General features: G+C 49.6%; 19 protein-coding genes and 1 tRNA gene. 14 read left to right on the top strand and 6 right to left on the bottom strand.

From position 1 onward, the window contains the following. Positions 1–35: 35 nt before the first annotated feature. Positions 36–108, bottom strand: a tRNA-Glu gene (locus ACKFKH_RS25640). A gap of 202 nt (positions 109–310) precedes the next feature. On the opposite strand from ACKFKH_RS25640, the gene ACKFKH_RS25635 reads away from it, so the two are divergent. Beyond that, a complete protein-coding gene (locus tag ACKFKH_RS25635; RefSeq protein WP_446861179.1) occupies positions 311–1,189 on the top strand; it encodes a lysophospholipid acyltransferase family protein in 879 nt (292 codons plus the stop codon). A 267-nt stretch (positions 1,190–1,456) separates the two neighbouring features. Here the strand turns inward: ACKFKH_RS25635 and ACKFKH_RS25630 are convergent, their stop codons facing one another. From ACKFKH_RS25630 to lepA, 3 genes are all read right to left on the bottom strand, one after another. Further along, entirely contained in the window at positions 1,457–2,866 is a 1,410-nt protein-coding gene (locus ACKFKH_RS25630; protein ID WP_446861178.1) for a UDP-glucose dehydrogenase family protein, read from the bottom strand. Positions 2,867–2,971: 105 nt separating this feature from the next. Continuing rightward, entirely contained in the window at positions 2,972–3,997 is a 1,026-nt protein-coding gene (locus ACKFKH_RS25625; protein ID WP_446861177.1) for a UDP-glucuronic acid decarboxylase family protein, read from the bottom strand. Positions 3,998–4,312: 315 nt separating this feature from the next. After that, a complete protein-coding gene (lepA, locus tag ACKFKH_RS25620; RefSeq protein WP_446861176.1) occupies positions 4,313–6,124 on the bottom strand; it encodes a translation elongation factor 4 in 1,812 nt (603 codons plus the stop codon). A 453-nt stretch (positions 6,125–6,577) separates the two neighbouring features. Here lepA and ACKFKH_RS25615 point away from each other — a divergent pair, with 453 nt between their 5' ends. From ACKFKH_RS25615 to ACKFKH_RS25570, 10 genes are all read left to right on the top strand, one after another. Further along, complete coding sequence (locus ACKFKH_RS25615) at positions 6,578–6,808, top strand: hypothetical protein (RefSeq protein WP_446861175.1); 231 nt, start codon at positions 6,578–6,580, stop codon at positions 6,806–6,808. 212 nt (positions 6,809–7,020) lie between these two features. Next, positions 7,021–8,817 carry an ATP-binding protein gene (locus tag ACKFKH_RS25610; protein ID WP_446861174.1) on the top strand — a complete coding sequence of 599 codons (1,797 nt, stop codon included), beginning with the start codon at positions 7,021–7,023 and terminating at the stop codon, positions 8,815–8,817. A gap of 84 nt (positions 8,818–8,901) precedes the next feature. Then, positions 8,902–9,555 (top strand): DUF3386 domain-containing protein, encoded by a 654-nt coding sequence (locus ACKFKH_RS25605; RefSeq protein WP_446861173.1) that lies wholly within the window; start codon positions 8,902–8,904, stop codon positions 9,553–9,555. A gap of 95 nt (positions 9,556–9,650) precedes the next feature. Continuing rightward, on the top strand, positions 9,651–9,893 hold the full coding sequence (locus tag ACKFKH_RS25600) for a NifU family protein (protein ID WP_446861172.1): 243 nt from the start codon (positions 9,651–9,653) through the stop codon (positions 9,891–9,893). A gap of 101 nt (positions 9,894–9,994) precedes the next feature. Continuing rightward, a complete protein-coding gene (locus tag ACKFKH_RS25595; protein ID WP_446861171.1) occupies positions 9,995–12,238 on the top strand; it encodes a glycoside hydrolase in 2,244 nt (747 codons plus the stop codon). A gap of 217 nt (positions 12,239–12,455) precedes the next feature. Further along, positions 12,456–13,147 (top strand): IS1 family transposase gene (locus tag ACKFKH_RS25590; RefSeq protein ID WP_446857380.1). Its coding sequence is split into 2 segments (ribosomal slippage): positions 12,456–12,780 and positions 12,780–13,147, totalling 693 coding nucleotides; the frame shifts between segments, so codons are not numbered across the junction. Next, positions 13,123–13,431 (top strand): hypothetical protein, encoded by a 309-nt coding sequence (locus tag ACKFKH_RS25585; RefSeq protein WP_446861170.1) that lies wholly within the window; start codon positions 13,123–13,125, stop codon positions 13,429–13,431. Before ACKFKH_RS25590 ends, ACKFKH_RS25585 begins: the two co-directional genes overlap by 25 nt. Next, positions 13,428–13,550, top strand: a complete 123-nt coding sequence (locus ACKFKH_RS25580) for a hypothetical protein (RefSeq protein WP_446861169.1) — start codon at positions 13,428–13,430, stop codon at positions 13,548–13,550. Before ACKFKH_RS25585 ends, ACKFKH_RS25580 begins: the two co-directional genes overlap by 4 nt. Before the next feature lie 3 nt (positions 13,551–13,553). Further along, positions 13,554–13,952 carry an alpha/beta hydrolase gene (locus ACKFKH_RS25575; protein ID WP_446861168.1) on the top strand — a complete coding sequence of 133 codons (399 nt, stop codon included), beginning with the start codon at positions 13,554–13,556 and terminating at the stop codon, positions 13,950–13,952. An 80-nt stretch (positions 13,953–14,032) separates the two neighbouring features. Then, entirely contained in the window at positions 14,033–14,668 is a 636-nt protein-coding gene (locus tag ACKFKH_RS25570) for a hypothetical protein (RefSeq protein ID WP_446861167.1), read from the top strand. 36 nt (positions 14,669–14,704) lie between these two features. Here ACKFKH_RS25570 and ACKFKH_RS25565 read toward each other — a convergent pair whose 3' ends face one another. Together ACKFKH_RS25565 and rpmF are read right to left on the bottom strand one after the other, a co-directional pair. Next, positions 14,705–15,325: a sulfite oxidase-like oxidoreductase gene (locus tag ACKFKH_RS25565; RefSeq protein ID WP_446861166.1), complete on the bottom strand. Its 621-nt coding sequence runs from the start codon at positions 15,323–15,325 to the stop codon at positions 14,705–14,707. Positions 15,326–15,443: 118 nt separating this feature from the next. After that, positions 15,444–15,620: a 50S ribosomal protein L32 gene (gene rpmF, locus ACKFKH_RS25560; RefSeq protein ID WP_446861165.1), complete on the bottom strand. Its 177-nt coding sequence runs from the start codon at positions 15,618–15,620 to the stop codon at positions 15,444–15,446. Between the two features lie 175 nt (positions 15,621–15,795). Between rpmF and ACKFKH_RS25555 the strand changes: the two genes are divergently transcribed. From ACKFKH_RS25555 to ACKFKH_RS25545, 3 genes are all read left to right on the top strand, one after another. Next, positions 15,796–16,182 carry a hypothetical protein gene (locus ACKFKH_RS25555; RefSeq protein WP_446861164.1) on the top strand — a complete coding sequence of 129 codons (387 nt, stop codon included), beginning with the start codon at positions 15,796–15,798 and terminating at the stop codon, positions 16,180–16,182. A gap of 950 nt (positions 16,183–17,132) precedes the next feature. Continuing rightward, positions 17,133–19,022 carry an NAD(P)H-quinone oxidoreductase subunit F gene (locus tag ACKFKH_RS25550; protein ID WP_446861163.1) on the top strand — a complete coding sequence of 630 codons (1,890 nt, stop codon included), beginning with the start codon at positions 17,133–17,135 and terminating at the stop codon, positions 19,020–19,022. Between the two features lie 12 nt (positions 19,023–19,034). Beyond that, positions 19,035–20,621 carry an NADH-quinone oxidoreductase subunit M gene (locus tag ACKFKH_RS25545; protein ID WP_446861162.1) on the top strand — a complete coding sequence of 529 codons (1,587 nt, stop codon included), beginning with the start codon at positions 19,035–19,037 and terminating at the stop codon, positions 20,619–20,621. Positions 20,622–20,643 lie beyond the last annotated feature (22 nt).

The raw sequence follows: 20,643 nt of genomic DNA, 5'->3' as shown, positions 1-20,643 counted from the left end.
TCACTCTGAAATCACTACTTCGACTTGGATTCGCATACCCCCAGGGGAATTCGAATCCCCGTCGCCTCCGTGAAAGGGAGGTGTCCTAGGCCTCTAGACGATGGGGGCGCAGTTCACACTTTATCTAATTTAGCTGGTAAACCCACCTCTGTCAATAGATCGTGACAGATTTCTCAAAAATTATTGGCGGATTTACAGAGCCAGCCTTAGAAGTGTCCTTTTGGTAAACCCAAGGAGATCGGAACCGACTAGGGTAAAAAAGGGTTACCTACCCGCCATTTGAAGCCTTCAGCCGTTTCTTATTGCGCCCATGCTGTCGATTCGCTCTTTACTTTCACCGGGGTTTTCTACCCGCCGCTTAATCCGAGAGGGTTCGGAAGAGCCAAACTTAAACCAGCAGGCTACTCCTGTGACAAATTCAGGTGCGATTAACCAATTTCCTAAACGCAGCCTCACGGATGGCAAAACCGAGGATACTGCTAACAAGGCTCTCTATTCTCAAACGATCGACAGGGCAAATTTTGTGGGTTCTCGTTTCTCACCGTGGCTGGCTTTGGTGGCTTATCCGTTGGGGCGTTATGCGCTGTTGCCATTTTACTTTCGACACATTGAAGTGATCGGTCGTGAGAATTTACCTAAAACTGGCCCTGTAATTTTGGCTCCCACTCATCGATCGCGTTGGGATGCTTTTATGGTGCCTTGTGCCGCGGGTCAAGATGTCACCGGGCGAGAACTGCGGTTTATGGTGTCCGCTGACGAGGTAAAAGGAATTCAAGGCTGGTTTATCAGACGAATGGGTGGGTTTGAGATTGATACAAAACATCCTGCTATCTCCAGCCTGCGTCACAGCGTAGAACTGTTGAAGAAGGGACAGGTGCTCGTGATTTTTCCTGAAGGCAATATTTTCCGGGAGTGTAGACCGCTCAAACCTGGGCTGGCTCGCCTCGCCCTACAAGCAGAAGCTAGTCAAGATGACCTAGGGATTCAGATTGTCCCCATCAATATTGGCTACAGTCAGCCCTTGGTTCCCTGGAGGTGTAGCGTAGAAATTCGGATTGGACTGCCGCTCAAGGTCAGCAATTATGCGGATCAACCGCCCAAACAAGGTGCGAAAAAACTGACCAGCGACCTGGAAAATGCGCTGCGAACGTTGGATAAGGCGACGATCGAGCGCAGCGGTCGTCATTAGTTAACCCAAATTCAGGTCGAAAAACGTCCGTTCGACAATGTTTTTCGCTTTGGTGTTGAACGCTTCTACCCCCCAACCTGCCAAATCTGCGGGACTCTCAGACAAGAATTCCAGTTCAAAGTCCCTGATTGGTAGGGATCTAGGGGGCTACTCAAGTCTGTAAGCGGAGTGAACAATCTCATCGAACTCACGTTAAAAAAATAGAGACGAGTGATCAACCCGTCCCCATCTTCTTCAGTAGAAATTCAGTAGAAAATAATCTTGAGTCTAGCGTCCGATTCCAACATAGCGGAACCCAGCTTCTTCGAGAACGCTTTGATTCAAGAAATTTCGACCGTCGATCAAAATTGGCGTGTGCATCAGTTGCGACATCTTGATGTATTCGAGGTTGAGAAACTGCTGCCACTCGGTCACCAAGACTAGCGCATCGCACCCATCAGCCAGACGTTCTGCATCGGTTTCTACAATCACATCCGAGAGACCATGACGCATTCCCGTTTGAGAAATAATCGGGTCGTAGGCTTTGACCTTGGCACCCAACCGAGTCAAGTTTTCAATCAAACTGAGAGCGGGAGCGTCGCGCAGATCGTCTGTATCGGGTTTAAAGGTGAGACCCAGCAGTCCCACTGTTTTGCCCTTAAGAATTTTCAACACTTGCTGAAGCTTTTCAACCACAATCAGCTTTTGGCGTTGGTTGACACTGACAGCAGCCTTGAGCAGTTGAGTCTCATAGCCATAGTCATCGGCGGTATGAATCAGCGCAGAGACATCTTTAGGAAAACAAGAGCCGCCCCAACCGAGTCCCGCTTGCAGAAATTTGCTGCCAATCCGCGAATCGAGTCCAATGCCCTTGGCAACTTGGGTGACATCTGCACCGACCCGATCGCAGATATTCGCCACTTCGTTGATAAAGCTGATCTTGGTGGCCAAGAAGGCGTTGGCAGCGTACTTGATCATTTCTGCCGAACTTAAATCTGTCACGACAACAGGCACCGGGGGCAGAGACTTGTCTGCGGCAAACTGGCGATCCACGATCGGGGCATACAGTTCTTGCATGAGGGCCGTTGCACGGGGGCTGTTTCCACCCAAGACGATGCGATCGGGGTTAAAGGTGTCGAAAACAGCAGAGCCTTCTCGCAAAAACTCAGGGTTGCTGATGACATCAAAATCATAATCGCCAGTCAGAGCGCTGGCCTTCATGGGTTCTTCGCTGCCTATTCCCGCTAAGACAGGCTCTACTGAGAGACCTTTGCGCTCGGCAACTCCATCCAAAACGAGCATTCTCACCCAGTCACCAGAACCGATCGGCACCGTGGACTTATTGACAATGACTTTATAGCCGCCGTTGAGATGAGAGCCAATTCCACGGGCAACGGCTTCGACATATCGGGTATCACTTTCACCTGTAGGCAGTGCTGGGGTGCCAACGGCGATAAAGAGAACCTGTCCATGTTCGACTCCGGCTGCCAGGTCGGTTGTAAACTCCAGACGTTGGCTTTGAAGGGCAGACTGCATAATTTCTGAGAGTCCGGGTTCAAAAATTGGAGATTGCCCAGATTTCATTAACTGAACTTTGGCTTCATTGTTGTCTACACAGATCACATGATGACCCACATGAGCCAGCGAAGCCCCGGTCACTAAACCAACGTACCCCGTACCAATAACACAAACACGCATAGAAGCTCCTCAAGAAAGGGTGAGCGTAGCAGTCAGACTAACTACAAGGTTGTGAATAGATTTCCCTGGTTGCCAAAAAGGGCGACTGAGAGAAAAGCGTGGATTTTAGTGAAGCGCGATCGTTTCTGGCTCGACCATGCTTTCTGCAACAATCCGAGCGCGAAAATCAGCGATCGTCCGCTGGAGTCCATCTTGCAGGGGGATCGTCGGCTGCCAATTTAAGTGCGTTTTGGCGCGGGTAATATCGGGTTTGCGACGACGAGGATCATCCTGGGGTAGGGGTTCAAATTTGATGTTGCCGGATGGGTTGACCATCTGTTGGACGGCTTGGGCAAGCTCTAAAATGGTGTATTCGTCAGGATTCCCCAGATTCACCGGCCCAATAAAGTCACCATTCATCAGCCGCATCAGCCCTTCTACCAGGTCAGAGACATAGCAAAAACTGCGCGTTTGGGAACCGTCTCCATAGACCGTCAGGGGATTGTTGCGTAGGGCTTGCACGACAAAGTTGCTGACGACACGCCCGTCGTTTTCTAACATGCGTGGGCCGTAGGTGTTAAAAATTCTAGCGACGCGAATATCGACTTCGTTTTGGCGGTGATAATCAAATGCCAGAGTTTCAGCAACTCGTTTGCCTTCGTCATAACAACTGCGAATGCCGATCGGATTGACGCTGCCCCGATATTCTTCGGACTGGGGATGCACTTCAGGATCGCCGTACACTTCTGAGGTTGAGGCGAGTAGAAACCGGGCTTTGACGCGCTTGGCTAGACCCAGCATATTCATCGTCCCCATCACATTGGTTTTGATGGTTTTGACAGGGTTGTATTGGTAGTGAATCGGGGAAGCGGGGCAAGCCAGGTGATAGATCTGGTCTACTTCTAGCCGAATCGGTTCTGTAATGTCGTGACGAATCAACTCAAAGTAGGGGCTATCAAGCCAGTTGAGCAGGTTTCGTTTGTGTCCTGTGTAGAAGTTATCCAAGCAGACAACTTCATGCCCTTGCGTCATCAGGCGATCGATCAGGTGAGAACCAATAAAACCAGCACCACCAGTAACAAGGATTCGCATAAGTTCAATCAAATAGGCTAGGGGAGTTGCAAACAGAGAAGGTGAAACCAACCGTGCCATAGGGTTTAGTTTCTTGACATGGCAAAAGTGTACCCAGAAGCCACAATGTTCTCACGGAACTCGGACTCGGTACGACAAGCTCCACGTCCTGAAATGCACCTTACGGACAAAGTGGGTTGCCCTCGGTAAAATTTTATTGCAAATTTCAATAGAACCTTAGCAAACCCCCCCCAGAAACGATGTTTTGGAGGGGCAGCTTCATTAAATCTTAAAGGGGAGGGTAAATCTGTTTAGAGGGTGCTATTTCTAAAGAAACTCACTGGAGCAGTTGAAACAATGGCTTGCCTGCTCCTCCGCGTGTAGCGCTGCAAACGTCTAGTCCTGCGTTAGCTTCAGCACCGCCATAAAGGCCTCTTGGGGTACATCGACCGTTCCGATCGCCTTCATGCGTTTTTTACCTTTTGCCTGTTTTTGCAACAGCTTTTTCTTTCGTGAAATGTCGCCGCCGTAACACTTTGCCAACACGTCTTTACGAATGGCAGGAATATGTTCGCTGGCAATCACTTTGCTGCCGATCGCAGCCTGAATTGGGATCTTGAACTGGTGCCGTGGAATCAATTCCTTGAGCTTTTCGGTCAGTGCACGCCCCACTCCGTAGGCTTTGTCGCGGTGAACGATCGTCGCCAACGGATCAACCGGGTCGCCATTAATCATAATGTCTAGCTTCACCAGCGCATTTTCGCGGTAGCCGATCAGTTGATATTCCATGCTGGCATAACCGCGCGATCGAGATTTCATTTGATCAAAGAAATCTGTCACCACTTCCGCCAGGGGCAACTCGTAAATCAGCGTCGTGCGTCCTGGAGTCAAATACTTCATATCTTTGAAGACCCCTCGCCGAGTCTGAGATAGCTCCATTAGCATCCCAACGTAGGCTTCGGGCGTAATCATGTCTACCTGAACGTAGGGTTCCTCAATTTTCTCGCGATGCTGAGGGTCGGGCAGCTTACTGGGATTGTCGATAAAGACGGTTTCTCCCTTAAGGGTGGTCACTTTGTAGACAACCGAAGGGGCTGTAATAATCAGATCGAGGTTATATTCTCGCTCCAGTCGCTCCTGAACGATTTCCATGTGCAGCAGACCTAGGAAGCCACACCGGAAGCCAAAGCCCATCGCGCTAGAAGTTTCTGGCTCGTAGTTTAAAGCGGCATCGTTGAGTTTAAGCTTTTCGAGGGCTTCGCGCAGATCGGGGAATTGGTCAGCATCCGTGGGAAACATGCCGCAAAAGACCATTGGTTTTGCTTCGACATAGCCCGGTAGCGCTTCAGAAGCAGGCTTGCTGCATAGTGTGATGGTGTCTCCGACGCGGGCATCTTCGACCCCTCGGATGGAAGCGGCAATGTAGCCCACTTCTCCGGCATGTAGATCGCTGACCTGAACTTGAGTCGGAGACAAAACGCCCAATTCGTCAATCTCATATTCCTTTCCAGATGCCATCAAGCGAATTTTGTCGCCCTTTTTGACCCGACCATCCATCACTCGGAAGTAGACAATCACACCGCGATAGGGGTCGTAGTAGCTGTCAAAAATCAGGGCACGTAGCGGTTGATCAACGGTATCTTTGGGTGGCGGGACGAGTTGAACGATCGACTCCAAAATCTCAGGCACGCCGATCCCTTCTTTTGCGGAGGCTAGAATCGCACCACTGCAATCTAACCCAACGACTTCCTCAATTTCTCCTCGAACGCGCTCAGGTTCTGCACCCGGCAGATCGATTTTATTAAGAACAGGAATAATTTCTAGATCATTCTCCAAAGCCAGGTAGACGTTTGCCAATGTTTGCGCTTCAACGCCCTGAGACGCATCAACGACGAGCAACGCCCCTTCACAGGCAGCCAGCGATCGCGAGACTTCATAAGAAAAGTCAACGTGTCCTGGCGTATCGATCAAATTTAAGACATACTGCTGCCCATCTTTGGCGGTGTAGTTCATCCGGGCGGCTTGCAGCTTGATGGTGATCCCGCGTTCTCGCTCCAGATCCATGTTGTCGAGAAACTGTTCTTTCATTTCCCGCGAGTTAACCGTGCCCGTTTCTTGAAGGAGGCGGTCTGCCAACGTGGATTTGCCGTGATCGATGTGAGCGATGATCGAAAAGTTGCGAATACGGGTGACGGGAACGTCAGTCATACAGTTTACTTAGATGGACACTTGAATGGGCAAAATGGGCGCAGCAAAGACTGTCTTCTCAACAGAAGGAAGCGTGCATCGATTACTTAAAATATTTTAATGCTTTCTCAGCTTAGTACAGGATTCTCTTTACGAAGGGTGATAAGAGAAGTTGGATTCTATGGTTCCTATAGGGTTTTTAACGGAGCACATCGGGCATTTCTTTCTAGCCCACTTGATGATGAGGTGTTATCTAGAAGGGGTTTTTGAAAAACAGGCAGCCGATCGCCCAGCATAATTTAACTGGCGCTTAATTTGACCAACCTCCGCGCGATCGTCCTTCATCGCACTTTACGTACGCTTTACATACATCGTTTAGCTGAAATCGGCTACAGAATTTTCCGAAGGGCAATTCGTCAGCTAAACTAACACATAGGTTTGGGCTACACAAGTCGGCGTTCAACCGCATTCACCATGACTGATCCAGTGACTCATTCTCATCCGCACGTTGATAAGGTGGAACTCTCAATCCACATTGATTCTGAATTGCTTGAGCGCATCAAGCATCTGACCAACGATCCTAGCAAAGTGGTCGAGGTTGCCATTCGCCAATGGTTACGGAGCGAAACGTACCGTGAAGACGAATCCTCGCGCCCATTAGAACGCAATCCGAGGGTGCCTCCTAGAGGTGAGTGGAACGATTAACGCTAGAAAAACACTGGCTTGAGCGGTTGGATTCTCGCTTAGCGCTAGAAGAACCGATACTGGTTGCATCTGTGTAGGGTCGTGATTAGAATGCGGAGATCGCACAAGGATGATTGAGTCTCAGTCAAAAATTGGTACCAAAACTCCTTGCTCCGGTGTTGATTTCCTTTTTAATCGATCGCTTCCAGTCCTAAGTCAAATGGTCTCTTGTTGTGAAATTTTCAAGCTTACCTCCTGACTCGTTTCAGACTCATATTGTGAATCCTGTAGGGAATGCTGCTTCTGAGACTGCTGCTGATTTGGTGATGACACAGGATGCGGCCGGGCATTTTTTGTCGTTTTATTGGCAGGAGTCGGAGACGTATGGGCTGCAACCAGAGCTATCTGGGAATGCGTTAGGAGAGTGCTTTTATCCGGTGGCGATCGCGCATTACCTGCAACGGATCAAGCGAGTCCTTACGTCTCAAACCCCCGAAAAGTTTCGCGCACTGTTTCGCTGTGCTGAACAGACGCTGCTGTTTGAGTTGGTGATGAGTCCGATCATGCTGCCGGATGGACTGGCTTCGACGGTTGTGGTCACAGGCAAACGATTGCCACCCATGCGCGCAGACGATTTGTTAGAAGAATCGCGGGCGGCGGGCGGGTTGGCGCTCTACAGCGATCGCTACCAAAAGCTTTTAACTCAGATTGCCTGGAATATCCGCCGAACCCTTGATCTCAGCACCATTTGGCAACAGACCGTCGATGGGTTGGGGCGCGCTTTGGGCGTGAGTCGCTGTATTCTCTGCCCCTTTGCGCCGCTCAGCTCTAAAGTTGAGGTGGTCGCAGAATATTGTCACGATTCTCAACAGTCTCTTTTGGGAGCGGAGATTGTGCTGGCTGACGATCCCGTTTTGTGTGAAGCGTTGGCGACTTTGAAGCCGATCAGTTCCACGACTCATCAGATTGCCGGACTTGAGCCAGTGGTGTGCGTTCCGTCTGATGATCCTGAGCAGCCTTTGACCCGATTGATGGTGGCAACTTGCTATCAAGAGCAGCCAAACGGGGTGATTGTGCTGTACCAGTGCGATCGCCAGCGCGTCTGGAGCCAAGCCGAAGTTGAGTTTATGCGCGAGTTGGCAGACCAAGTGGGAACGGCGATCGCTCATGCATCCCTGTTCTCAGAAAGTCAGGACTTGGCCACCGAGCTTCAGCGCGTTAACAGCAATATGATGCAAAAGCATCGTGAGCTGGAGGAAGCCAGAGAACAAGCCGAAGAAGCCTCTCGCCTCAAGAGTGAATTTTTAGCAAACACGTCTCACGAATTGCGAACCCCTCTAAACGGGATGATCGGTTTTTTGAAGCTAATCCTGGATGGGATGGCCGAAGACCCGGAGGAGCAAAAAGAGTTTATCGAAGAGGCGTATCGATCGGCGCTGCATTTGTTGAATATCATCAACGATGTGTTAGACATCGCCAAGATCGAAGCGGGCAAGATGCAGATCGATCTCAGCCCCGTCAAACTAGATGAGTTGATGGCGGATGTCGAGAACTTTACGCGAACTCAGGTTCAGCAAAAAAACCTCAGCTTTGAGATTCAGAAGCCCCAGACCCACGATGAGATCATTCTGTTTGGCAACTATCAACGTCTGCTGCAAGTCATGCTCAATCTGGTGGGAAATGCAATTAAATTCACCCACGAAGGCGGCGTGACCATCAGCGCTGAGGTCATCAAAAAGCGGATCGTTGTGCAAAATCATGACCTTCCGGGTGTGGTCAAGGTGCGGGTAGCCGATACCGGAATTGGGGTTTCGTTAGATAAGCAAGACAAACTTTTTCAGTCGTTTAGTCAGGTCGATGGGTCGCTGACTCGTCAATATGGAGGCACCGGATTGGGGCTGGCGATTTCTCAAAAGCTGGTGGAGGCGATGGGCGGCGTGGTCAACTTCTACAGTATGGGTGAGGGATTGGGATCTACTGTGACGTTTACAGTGCCGCTCTATCAGGAACCTGTGATGATCGCCGGATAAAATTGATGAGAAATGAGCGGTGATCCTTCTCTCTAACGCCTGCCCAGACCAACTAGACTAAAGAAAGAGATTAAGGAGCGTTTCATGACAGAACCAATGGAAGCTCGTGAGCTATTTCGATCGGCTTACGAAAATCGCTACACCTGGGACAGCAACTTTCCTGGCTACACAGCAGATGTGACTTATCGGTTAGACGATCGCCAATACACGGGCAAGATTCGCATCAACCAGGACTGCACCTTTGAGGTGTCCGACGTTGAAGATGAAGAAGCCAAAAAAGCCATTCAGGGGCAGGTGTGGGAAACTGCAATTCATCGAGTCCGCAGAGCCTTTGAAGACACACACGGCAAGAATGTTTTCACACTGGGCAACACCGACGAAGCGGGAGCCGTTGAGGTGTTTGTTGAAGGCAAATCGATGGGCGATCGCTACAAAGTAAAAAATAACGAAATCACCCTGGTTCACCGTCACATTCGCGATGTGGTTGTCACCATCAACACCTACAGCAGTCACGAAACGGGCGAAGGCTATTTGTCTCACCGCTATGATTCGGTTTACACCGATGCAGCGACTGGCGAATCGAAGGGCGGCAAGAGTGATTTTGAAGACACCTATGAGAAAGTGGGCGATTACTACGTGATGACTCAGCGAGTGATTCGCACCGAAGAAGCTGGCAAGGTCTCGACCAGCGAGTTTGCTTTCTCAAATGTCAAGCTTTTACAACCTGCATTGGTGTAGGGCAACTCAGGTGGAGGGAATCACTGAACCGCTCAAAACCCTCCTTAGATAGCGCTAGGATCAACGTAAACTGATTGAAACCAAAAAGGTGAACTATGTCTCAAGCATTGGCACTCACTCCTGAAAATGTGGAAACCGTATTGGATGAACTGCGTCCTTATCTGATGTCAGACGGCGGCAACGTCGAGCTAGTTGAATTGGATGGGCCGATCGTCAAGCTTCGTCTTCAAGGGGCCTGCGGGTCTTGTCCCAGTTCTGCTATGACGCTCAAAATGGGGATCGAACGCCGTCTGCGCGAATTCATTCCCGAAATCGAAGAAGTTGAGCAAGTAATGTAGTAGGTTGAGTTTTGAGTGCTGAGTTTTGAATTACCTTAAGAACACAGCACTCACTCTTGAGTCGATACTCTTGAACCTTAAAACTCAAACCTCAAAACTTTATGTCTCATCCTCTGTACGTCGCGTTTATCTGGCACCAGCACCAGCCGTTGTACAAAAGTAGGGGAGGTGCAGAAGCGCACGGGTCTGAAGGGCAATATCGTCTGCCCTGGGTGCGCCTGCATGGAACGAAAGACTATTTGGATCTGGTGTTGCTGTTGGAGAAATATCCCAATCTGCACCAGACGGTCAATTTGGTGCCCTCGCTGATTCTTCAGATCGAGGATTATGTAGCGGGGACAGCGATCGACCCCTATTTAGCCCTGACGCTGACTCCGGTAGAACAGTTAGTCCAGGAGCAAAAAGAATTTATTGTTGAACATTTCTTTGACGGCAATCACCACACGCTGGTTGACCCCCATCCTCGCTATGCGGAATTGTATAGGCAACGGCAGGATAAAGGGCATGAATGGTGCGTCAATCACTGGGGGCTAGAGGATTTTGGCGATCTGCTGATGTGGCACAACCTGGCGTGGATTGATCCTTTGTTTTGGGATGATCCCTTAATCGCAGGCTGGCTGGAGAAAGGGAAAGGATTTAGTCTGAGCGATCGTCAGTTAATCATCGCTAAACATCGAGAAATTCTCAGCCAGATCATTCCTCAACACCGCAAAATGCAGGATGCTGGGCAGCTTGAGGTGACGACGACTCCCTACACGCATCCCATTTTGCCGTTGTTGGCGGATACGAATGCGGGTCGAGTTGCTGTTCCTCACATGACGCTTCCCGAACAGCGATTTCAGTTTGCAGACGACATTACGCGCCACTTGCAGAAATCGTGGCAGATGTATGAGGAGCGGTTTGGACGATCGCCCCGTGGTTTGTGGCCGTCTGAGCAATCGGTGAGTCCTGCGATGTTGCCTTATGTGGCTAAGTCGGGCTTTCAGTGGCTCTGCTCGGATGAGGCGGTCTTAGGCTGGTCGCTCAAGCATTTCTTTAATCGGGATGAGACGGGGAATGTATATGACCCCGAAATGTTGTATCGTCCCTATCGGTTGGAGACTCCAGCAGGGGATTTGGCAATCGTTTTTCGGGATCACCGTTTGTCGGATCTGATTGGATTCACTTACGGATCGATGGAGCCAAAACGGGCCGCAGCCGATCTGGTAGGACATTTGGAGGCAATTTCTCGATCGCTCAGACAGCGAAACGGCGGCAACCTGGACAAACCCTGGCTGGTGACGATCGCCTTGGATGGTGAAAACTGCTGGGAATATTATCCGCAGGACGGCAAGCCCTTTTTGGAAAGCCTCTACCAAACGCTGAACAGCCACACGGGGATCAAGCTGGTGACGGTTTCGGAATTTTTAGACCAGCATCCTGCGACGGAGACGATTCCGACTAATCAGCTTCACAGTGGTTCCTGGGTGGATGGGAGTTTTACAACTTGGATTGGCGATCCGGCAAAAAATCGCGCCTGGGATTTGCTGACGACGGCTCGGCAGGTGTTGTCTACCCATCCCGAAGCGACCGAGGAGACGAACCCTGAAGCCTGGGAAGCGCTGTATGCAGCAGAAGGGTCTGATTGGTTTTGGTGGTTTGGCGAAGGGCACTCGTCGAATCAAGATGCCATGTTTGACCAGTTGTTTCGAGAACATTTGGCAGCGCTGTATCAGGCGTTAGGGGAGCCGATTCCTGACAATGTGCGGCAGGCGGTCGAAGTTCATGCAAAACAGGGCGACCATGCGCCACAGGGCTTTATTCATCCCGTTGTTGATGGGCGGGGAGACGAGCAGGATTGGGATAAAGCGGGTCGAATCGAAGTCGGTGGCGCACGAGGGACAATGCACCAGAGCAGTGAGATTCAACGCCTTTGGTATGGGCTGGATCACCTGAATTTCTATGTGCGGTTAGACTTTCGATCGGGCGTTCAACCCGGTATTGACTGTCCGCCTGAGTTGAATTTGCTGTGGTACTATGCCGATCGTCCCATGCGAAATAGCCCGATTCCGCTCACAGAGTTGCCGGACGAAGCGCCGTTGACGTATCAGTTTCACCACCATTTGGGGGTGAATTTGTTGACGCAGACGGTTCGGCTTCAGGAAGCGGGAGACGATTTTAAGTGGCATTCTCGCAAGACTCGCGCTCAGGTCGGCTTAGACAAATGTTTGGAGATTAGTGTGCCCTGGGCAGATTTGCAGGTGCAGCCTGATTACCCGTTAAAAATGGTGGTTGTACTGTCTGAAAACGGACGCTATCGGCAATATTTTCCAGAAAATTCGCTGATTCCAATCTCAGTTCCCTAATACTGGGAAGGCTAACATCGTTGGTCAAGAAAATCGCAAAACTGGGACAAATTTAGTGTTCAAAAAAGGACGATCGCGCTCTAAAAAACCGCCGATTTCACGTTCCAAAAAATGGTTAATTCGAGCAAGACGGTTTGCGATCGGGTACTCTATTTTCTGCACATTGCTATTCTTTCAAGGCGTTGCATAATGGAGGGGTGAATGAGGGTGTTGTACTATGCAGTGTCGATACTGTGGGTCTACTGAGGTTCGCCAGAACGGGAAACGACGAGGCAAGCAAAATCATATCTGTCGCGCCTGCGGTCGCCAATTTATTGAAGGCTATGACCCACCCAAAGGCTACAGCGAGGAAACCAAGCAGGACTGCTTGATGCGTTACGTCAACGGCATGGGATTTCGCGCGATTGAGCGCTGTACTGGCGTGCATCACACAACGGTGATTTATTGGGTCAAGCAACTCGGACAGCAACTGCCGGATGCCCCACAGGAGTCGGAGATTCCAGAGGTGGGAGAACTCGACGAACTAGAAACCTTTGTCGGGTCAAAAAAAACAAAATTTGGATCTGGACAGCCGTGAACCATTTCCGGGCGGGCATTCTCGCTTGGGTGGTGGGAGATCACAGCGCAGAGACGTTCAAACCCTTGTGGCAGATTGTCTGTTGCTGGCATTGCTACTTCTATGTCACCGATGGCTGGAAGGTTTATCCCGGTTTTATTGAGGAAGGCGACCACCTTGTGAGCAAGACGTATATGACGAGAGTCGAAGGCGAGAATACCCGATTACGTCACTACTTAGCTCGATTGCATCGCAAGACCTTGTGTTACTCCAAGTCGGTCGAAATGCTAAAGCATTCGCTGCGATTGCTCCTCCATTACCTAAAGTATTGGTCAATACCCGTACTCACTTGATTCATCCCTTTGTTCAGCAACGCCTCTTTCAACAGCAGCGGTTAATGTTTTTTCCCTTACGGGATTATCCCCATACTCCTAATTTATACAAGCTAAATTATCAAGATGTTTGGCTACTGATTACGACAAAACCAGGGAAGGTCGATCGCTTACATGGCTGGTGGATTCCTGCTGAGAAAACGAATGCGCCCGTCATGCTCTACTTTCATCACAATGCGGTAAATATTGGCGCAAATGTCAGTCAGGCTCGTCAGTTTCACAAGTTGGCTACTCAATTTTGTTGATAGACTATCGAGGATTTGGTCAAAGTGAAGGAGACTTTCCGACAGAATCTCAAGTGTATGAAGACGCACAAGCTGCCTGGAAGTATTTGACTCAGGATCTGAAGATTTCAGCCAAATAAATTGTGATTTATGGACACTCGATCGGCGGTGCGATCGCGATCGACCTTGCCTCAAAACATCCCGAAGCGTCCGCTCTAATTGTGCAAAGTACGTTCACTAGCATGAGGGATATGAGCAAGCGGTTTGGCGTTTTTTGGGTGTTGCCGATCGACGTTTTAATGCAGCAGCATTTTGAGTCGTTAGAGAAGATGAAATCTGTCCAGATGCCCGTTCTGATTATTCAAGGCACCAGTGATATTCAAATCCCCGTCGAGATGGGTCAAGCGCTCTATGCGGCGGCTCCCAAATCCAAGCAACTGCTCTTAATTCAAAACGGTGGACACGACAACAATATGCCAGAAAAATATACCAACGTTGTCAAACAATTCGTTCAGACTGTACAAGCAAAGACAGGCAGTTAAATAGATATTTTAATGATTAGATTTTGGCTGAAAGCAAAGTTATACTGACCCCTAAATTAATTTCAGCATCTACTAAAACAATGGACTCTCTAAAACGTCAAATTAAACAGATCTTCCATAGGATTCGCTACGTTGTGACGACGGCTCTGATTTACCGTCAGCGATTTTTCTTTGTAGGGCTAGCCGCCACCGGAAACCGCACCGCAGGCAAAGCCATGACGCTGTTGGGCTATTCGTGGAAACATTACCCCCGATCGTACGAGTCTCTCTGGCAGTTTCATGCGGTCACGGATGCGCCCGTCGCCTTCTGGTTTCGACAAAAAAAGTTGCCCAAAAATGGCCTTTACATTCTCACCACACGATCGCTAGAACCCTGGCTAGAAGATTGTCAAGCCTGGTTTGAGTCACGACCGTCTGATACGCTGTCACCCTTTGAAATCGAAATTCGAGAAGCGCTGTATGGAGGCGTAACGTTCGATCGCCAACGGTTTGCAGAAGCCTACGATCGTCACACTGCCGCCTGTTACCAAATCGCCCAAGAGATGGGAGTTACGCTCTACGAATGGGATCTTGTCGCCAATCCAACTTGGGACTTTTTGACGCAACTAACTGGACGCACCTCAGACCAAGCTTTTCCCTTCACGCCGGGAGTTTATAATCGCACCTGGCAAGCGGTGATCGAAGCTGAAGAGAAAGCGAAATCGTCGTTTATTTAAAGATGAGCAAATGGGTGAAATGATTCTCACAGCTTTTTAGCGATCGCTATATCGTTCTTCTGCAAACGGTTCGCCACGTCGATGATAGCCATTTCGTTCCCAAAAACCGAGGGCTTCGTGGTTGAGAAACTCTAAGCCGTTGATCCATTTGGCACTCTTCCAGGCATAGAGATGAGGCACGACGAGACGCATTGGCCCACCGTGGTCAGGCGGAAGCGGGTCGCCAAACAAGGTGTGAGCAAAAAAGTTTTCTTCTCGTAGAAAATCGTCCATTGAAATGTTGGTGGTGTAGCCGCCGTAGCAGTGTTCCATAAGGTGAACTGCTTGAGGATCGACTTCCACAAATTTCATAAAATCGGTCACTTTGATGCCAATCCACTGCACATCCAGCTTTGACCAAGTGGTGACACAGTGAAAATCAGCCGTGAAGCTGCTTTGGGGCATGTCCATAAAGTCAGACCAGCTAAAGATCTTTTCTTTTGCCAAACCCCAAACTTTGAATTGCCAGGTGTCTCGATCGACGACAGGCGTATCCCCATAGGTGAGAACTGGAAACCCATTGGTCAACCGTTGCCCAGGCGGAACGCGATCTCTTCGAGTTACCCGCAAGGGGTCGTGCATATCGGCTCCTGGCTTCTGGAAAAACTTCCCCAGCATTGCTTAAATTCCTACAGAGTTTTCACATTTACTGTGTAGCAAATTTTGGAACGATCGTGCGTCGTCAGAAGGCATGAGGCGGGAGAACTTTTAGTATGTCATCCCTCGGCCCTCATCCTTATTCTTCTTCGGCTTCTTCTTCGTTAGGCGGGTAGATAAAGCCTCTCGCCCGACCCGTCAAGATCGATTTGCCCATCGACAACGCTTTTTGCGCTTCGACGACTGCCTTGTGCTTCCAGGTGGCTTTGCGTTTGTCACGCTTTGATTTGGAGGTTTTCTTCTTAGGAACTGCCATGATATTCGTCCGCGATCGTTTTTAGACAACCTTCCTATTCTACGGCATTTTCATAAAGAGACTGAATGAGAGAACTTTTGTCGCACGTTTTCATAATTTAGTACAATTGTACTGTAAGACAAACGTACTACTGAATAAGCTTCTTTGTCACATTAGCCCTTATTGGAGGAAGACGATGAGATATCGACGCTCCCAAAGACAGTCTGTGAAGTATTTGTTGGCCGCTGGCACGCTGTTGGCATTGGCTGGCATGTTCATCAATCCGCGTGATCTTTTGAGCGCCAAAGCTCCTAAAGATGCCTGTCAACAGGTCATTCAGCCTCAGAAGGTACTTTCCAGAGAGGAATTGAGTCAGTTGCTAACGATTCCGGAGCGCGATCGCAAGAGTAGAGTCAGGGCGATCGTCAAAGAGCCATATTGCAAGTTGCCAAACTTGGAGATTAGAAGCGGCACAACAGCCCAACGAGACGCTTATCCGCTCGCTTTTGATCCGCAAACCTGGCTGATTGTTTTGTACGAAGGGGATGAGTATGCTGGCTATTCATTCAGTTTTCGGCAGTGAGGGAGGTGAGGTTGCGATCGCTGGTGGTTTCCTGAACTGACTCATAGTTTCTCAAAATCGACTCGTGAAAAGCGTGAGATCAATGTAAGTTGTTTCGCTTCGTTGCGGGTTCTTCTGCCCCCCCAAGCTGCCAATTCTGAGCAGGGTAGCTTCAGTGTGAGAGTGAGAAAATGAAGATGAACTGAAATCACTAGCATAACCATCAGTCCATGACCCTCATAAAACAATTAAAGACGATCAAAGACCCGCGTAAACCACGAGGGCAACGCTACGCGCTGTGGCTTGTGGCGCTCGATTCTTAGCTACTGGTAGCTCAACAAACCGTGAATTGATAAAATCTTTCGCTGCGGTTGTCAATGTAGGCAGTCTTCTAAATCCCATACCAGGGAGGAACTTAGAACCAGAAATCTGAGAGTTTACCTCAACACAATGGCAACCCGCCGCATGTGGTCAAAAATTTAGATCAAATATTTAAAGCACTTCTCTAAAGCACTTCTCTGTTGAAGTAGAAAGCAGCTCAATAGCTCTTCTTATTTGAGAATATTTTTGCAGTCGATGCTCACAGGATTTTAATGAAAGTTTACTGAGAAATCGATCGCTAAGTGCTCACAGGCTTACATACTTCTATGAAAGCTTCTGGGGAATCGCTTAATCATAGACTTAAATCAATTATTACAATCAGACAAAAACTCCGCGTCTACTATACTTTCCTCTCTACTGCAATCTCTCTACCAATACGGCGGACTCTATCAGACCCATCAAAAAAATCAAGGGTTTCTATCAATAACAAAAAGTCTATTACACAGTTAGATGTGATAGAAATTATAAGTAACAAAGATCCATTAAGAAAAGATTAGCACTGCCTAGAAATCCTCCACTAGTCATGGTTTGGGTAGGTGCTTTTTACGCCCATCAGTCTTCGTCCAGATTACAACCGAGAGATGATTGCGATGTCTCAACTGCTCCTCCAGTCCGTCTGGTTAATTCCTTGCTATTCACTTTTAGGCGCAGCCTTATCTGTCCTCTGGTTTCCAGGGATTACTCGCCGCACCGGGCCGCGTCCTGCGGGTTATGTAAATGTGATCATGACCTTTTTGTCGCTTATCCATGCGGCGATCGCTCTGCCCGCGACCTGGAATCAACCCGCCTATCAGCTATTTGTCCCTTGGCTGAATGTCGCCGGACTAGACCTGACGATTCCGATTGAGATTTCTTCGCTGACGATCGGTGCGATCGTCGTGATCACAGGGCTAAATGTGCTGTCCCAGATCTTCGCGATCGGCTACATGGAAATGGATTGGGGCTGGGGGCGGCTGTTTTCGCTGATGGCAGTGTTTGAAGCGGGGATGACGGCGCTGGTGTTGTGCAATTCCTTATTCTTCAGCTACATCATTCTCGAAATTCTCACTCTAGGAACCTATCTAATTGTTGGCATCTGGTTTAATCAATCGCTTGTGGTGACGGGTGCGCGAGATGCCTTTTTGACCAAACGCATTGGCGACCTTTTCTTGTTGATGGGTGTGGTTGCGCTGCTTCCGCTGGCGGGCACCTGGAACTTTGATGACCTGGCACTCTGGGCAAAAACGGCGAACGTTGATCCGGGTGTTGTGACCTTAGTCGGATTGGCGCTGATTGCGGGGCCGATGGGCAAATGCGCTCAGTTTCCGCTCCATTTGTGGCTAGATGAAGCGATGGAAGGGCCGGTTCCCGCGTCGGCTTTGCGAAATTCGGTCGTCGTGGCCACGGGTGCCTGGATCTTAGTCAAACTAGAACCCGTTTTGGCGCTGTCTCCCGTGGTTCAGTCAGCCATGATTGTGATTGGCACCATCTCAGCGATCGGAGGTTCTCTGATCGCCCTGGCACAAATCGACATCAAACGCGCCTTCTCTTATCTGGTAACTGCCTACATGGGCATCGTGTTCATCGCAGTCGGAGCTGGACAGACCGAAGCCGCCTTGTTGATTGTATTAACCCATGCGTTGTCGATGGCGTTGATGATGATGAGTAGTGGCGCGATCGTTTGGAATAGCATTACTCAAGATTTGACGATGCTGGGTGGCTTGTGGTCACGCCGTCCGGTTTCGGGTTCAGCGTTGATTGTGGCAGGGTTGGGCTTGATTGCTTTTCCGCCGTTGGGCACCTTTTGGGCGATGCTCAAACTCGCGGATGGGCTGCAAGCGTCTAATCATCCTTTCTTAGTAGGCGTGATTTTGCTGACGAATGCCCTGACCGCCTTTGGCATTACTCGCACCTTCTGCCTCGTCTTTGGTGGCAAAACCAAACAGATGTCCGAGCGATCGCCCGAAATTCACTGGCCGATGGCTCTCCCGATGATCGTTCTGATGGGCTTTACGCTTCACTTGCCGCTGATTCTTCAGTCTCTTTCACTCCTGCCTGCCTGGTCAAAGATGAATACCGACATGGCTCTATTGCTGATTTGGTCAAGCATGTTTGGGGTGAGCATCAGTGCGGTAATTTATCTTGGCAACTATGTTCAAAAGCCAGTTCAATTCCCGGTAAAAGCGCTGCAAGATCTGGTGGCTTACGACTTCTACACGCCCAACATTTATCGCGGCAGCATTGTCTTAAGCGTTGCCATCATTTCTCGCGTGACTTCTTGGATTGATAGATATCTGGTCGATGGTCTGGTTAACTTATTTGGCATTGTCACCCTGTTTAGCGGTCAAAGCCTGAAATATAGCAACTCTGGGCAGTTTCAGTTTTATGCGTTGACAATTTTGTTTGGGGTGACGGCGCTGGGCTTGTTTCTCTGCTGGTCGTCGCTGTCTCGTCTGGTGCTGACCACCGCCGCTGCTCTTTTTCATCAAACCGTAGGCTAAAGGATCTTCGCCATGTTGAGTGCATTAATTTGGCTGCCACTAATTGGAGCCGCAATTATCGGATTTTTTCCTGGAGAAGTGCCTGCTGCTCGGATACGCAAAGCGGCGATCGCGGTCTCCTCTCTTATTCTGCTCTGGACACTTGCCCTGTTTACTCGGTTTGATCTGTCTGTGCCAGGAATGCAGATGCAAGAATTCATGACCTGGATTCCGACGCTGGGGTTGAACTATCGATTGGGTGTCGATGGCTTGTCTCTGCCGCTGGTAGCGTTGACTAATCTATTGACGCTGGTGGTTATTTTTAGCAGTGACTCGCGATCGATGACTGCGATTTCTCTTAAGCGTCCCCGATTGTTTTATGCGTTGGTGTTGACAATCAGCGCAGGGATGGCGGGAGCGTTATTAGCCCAAAATTTACTGTTGTTTTTCCTGTTCTACGAGATTGAGCTAATTCCGTTTTATCTGCTGATTGTGATCTGGGGCAGTGAGAAGCGTGACTATGCAGGCATCAAGTTTTTGATCTACACGGCGGTTTCTGGAATCCTGATTCTGGCTGCCTTTCTCGCCCTCAATTGGCTCACGGGAGCTTCTAGCTTTGACTATGCGGACATCCAAACTCAAGGGTTGTCTCAGCGGACTCAGTTAATTCTCCTAACGCTAATGCTGGTTGGATTTGGCATCAAAATTCCGCTAGTACCGCTGCACACCTGGCTGCCTGACGCTTATGTAGAATCGTCTGCTTCGACGGCCATTTTGCTTGGTGGCGTATTGGCAAAGCTGGGAACCTATGGACTGGTGCGCTTTTGTCTAGGTCTGTTTCCTGAAACCTGGGCGGTGGTGACCCCCGGACTCTCAGTTTTGGCGGCGGTCTGTGTGCTGTATGGCGCAATGGCGGCGATCGCTCAAAAAGACATCAAACGCATGGTGGCCTATAGCTCGATCGGGCACATGGGATACGTTCTATTAGGAACAGCCGCCCTAACGCCACTGGCTATGGTGGGCGCCGTTTCTCAGATGATCAGTCACGGTTTGATTTTGGCGCTCCTGTTCTATCTGGTTGGCGTGATTGAAGAAAAAGTCGGAACGCGCGATCTGGATGTTCTCAACGGGTTGTTGAATCCGATTCGGGGCTTACCTTTGACCAGCGCATTGCTAATTTTGGCAGGCATGGCCAGTGCAGGAATCCCTGGTATGGCGGGCTTTGTGGCAGAATTTTTGGTCTTCCAGGGCAGCTATACAGCGTTTCCGTTACCCACGCTCTTGTGTATCGCTGGAACCGCTTTAACCGCTGTTTATTTTGTGATTTTGCTTAACCGTACTTGCTTTGGCAAACTAAGCAACTACACCGCCTACTATCCCAGAGTTACCTTTTTAGAACAGGCTCCCGCTTTGATTTTGACAGCTCTGATCATCTGGCTTGGAGTACAACCGACCTGGATGGTGCGCTGGAGTGAAACCACAACCACGGCGCTCTCTTCGAGATACCCGCGAGGGGGCGTTGCCGCAACTCCCCTATCAGAATCTCGCCGTCTCGCACAGCAACCCACCCTCAAAGTCAGTGAATTGAAAGCACCCGCGATCGCCAGTGTCAAGCCCTAATTCTTAGTTCGACGCGAATCCT

Source organism: Phormidesmis sp. 146-20, from assembly GCF_052939475.1.
The sequence above is the reverse complement of the archived record's forward strand: the minus strand, read 5'-3'. Positions and strand labels throughout refer to the sequence as shown.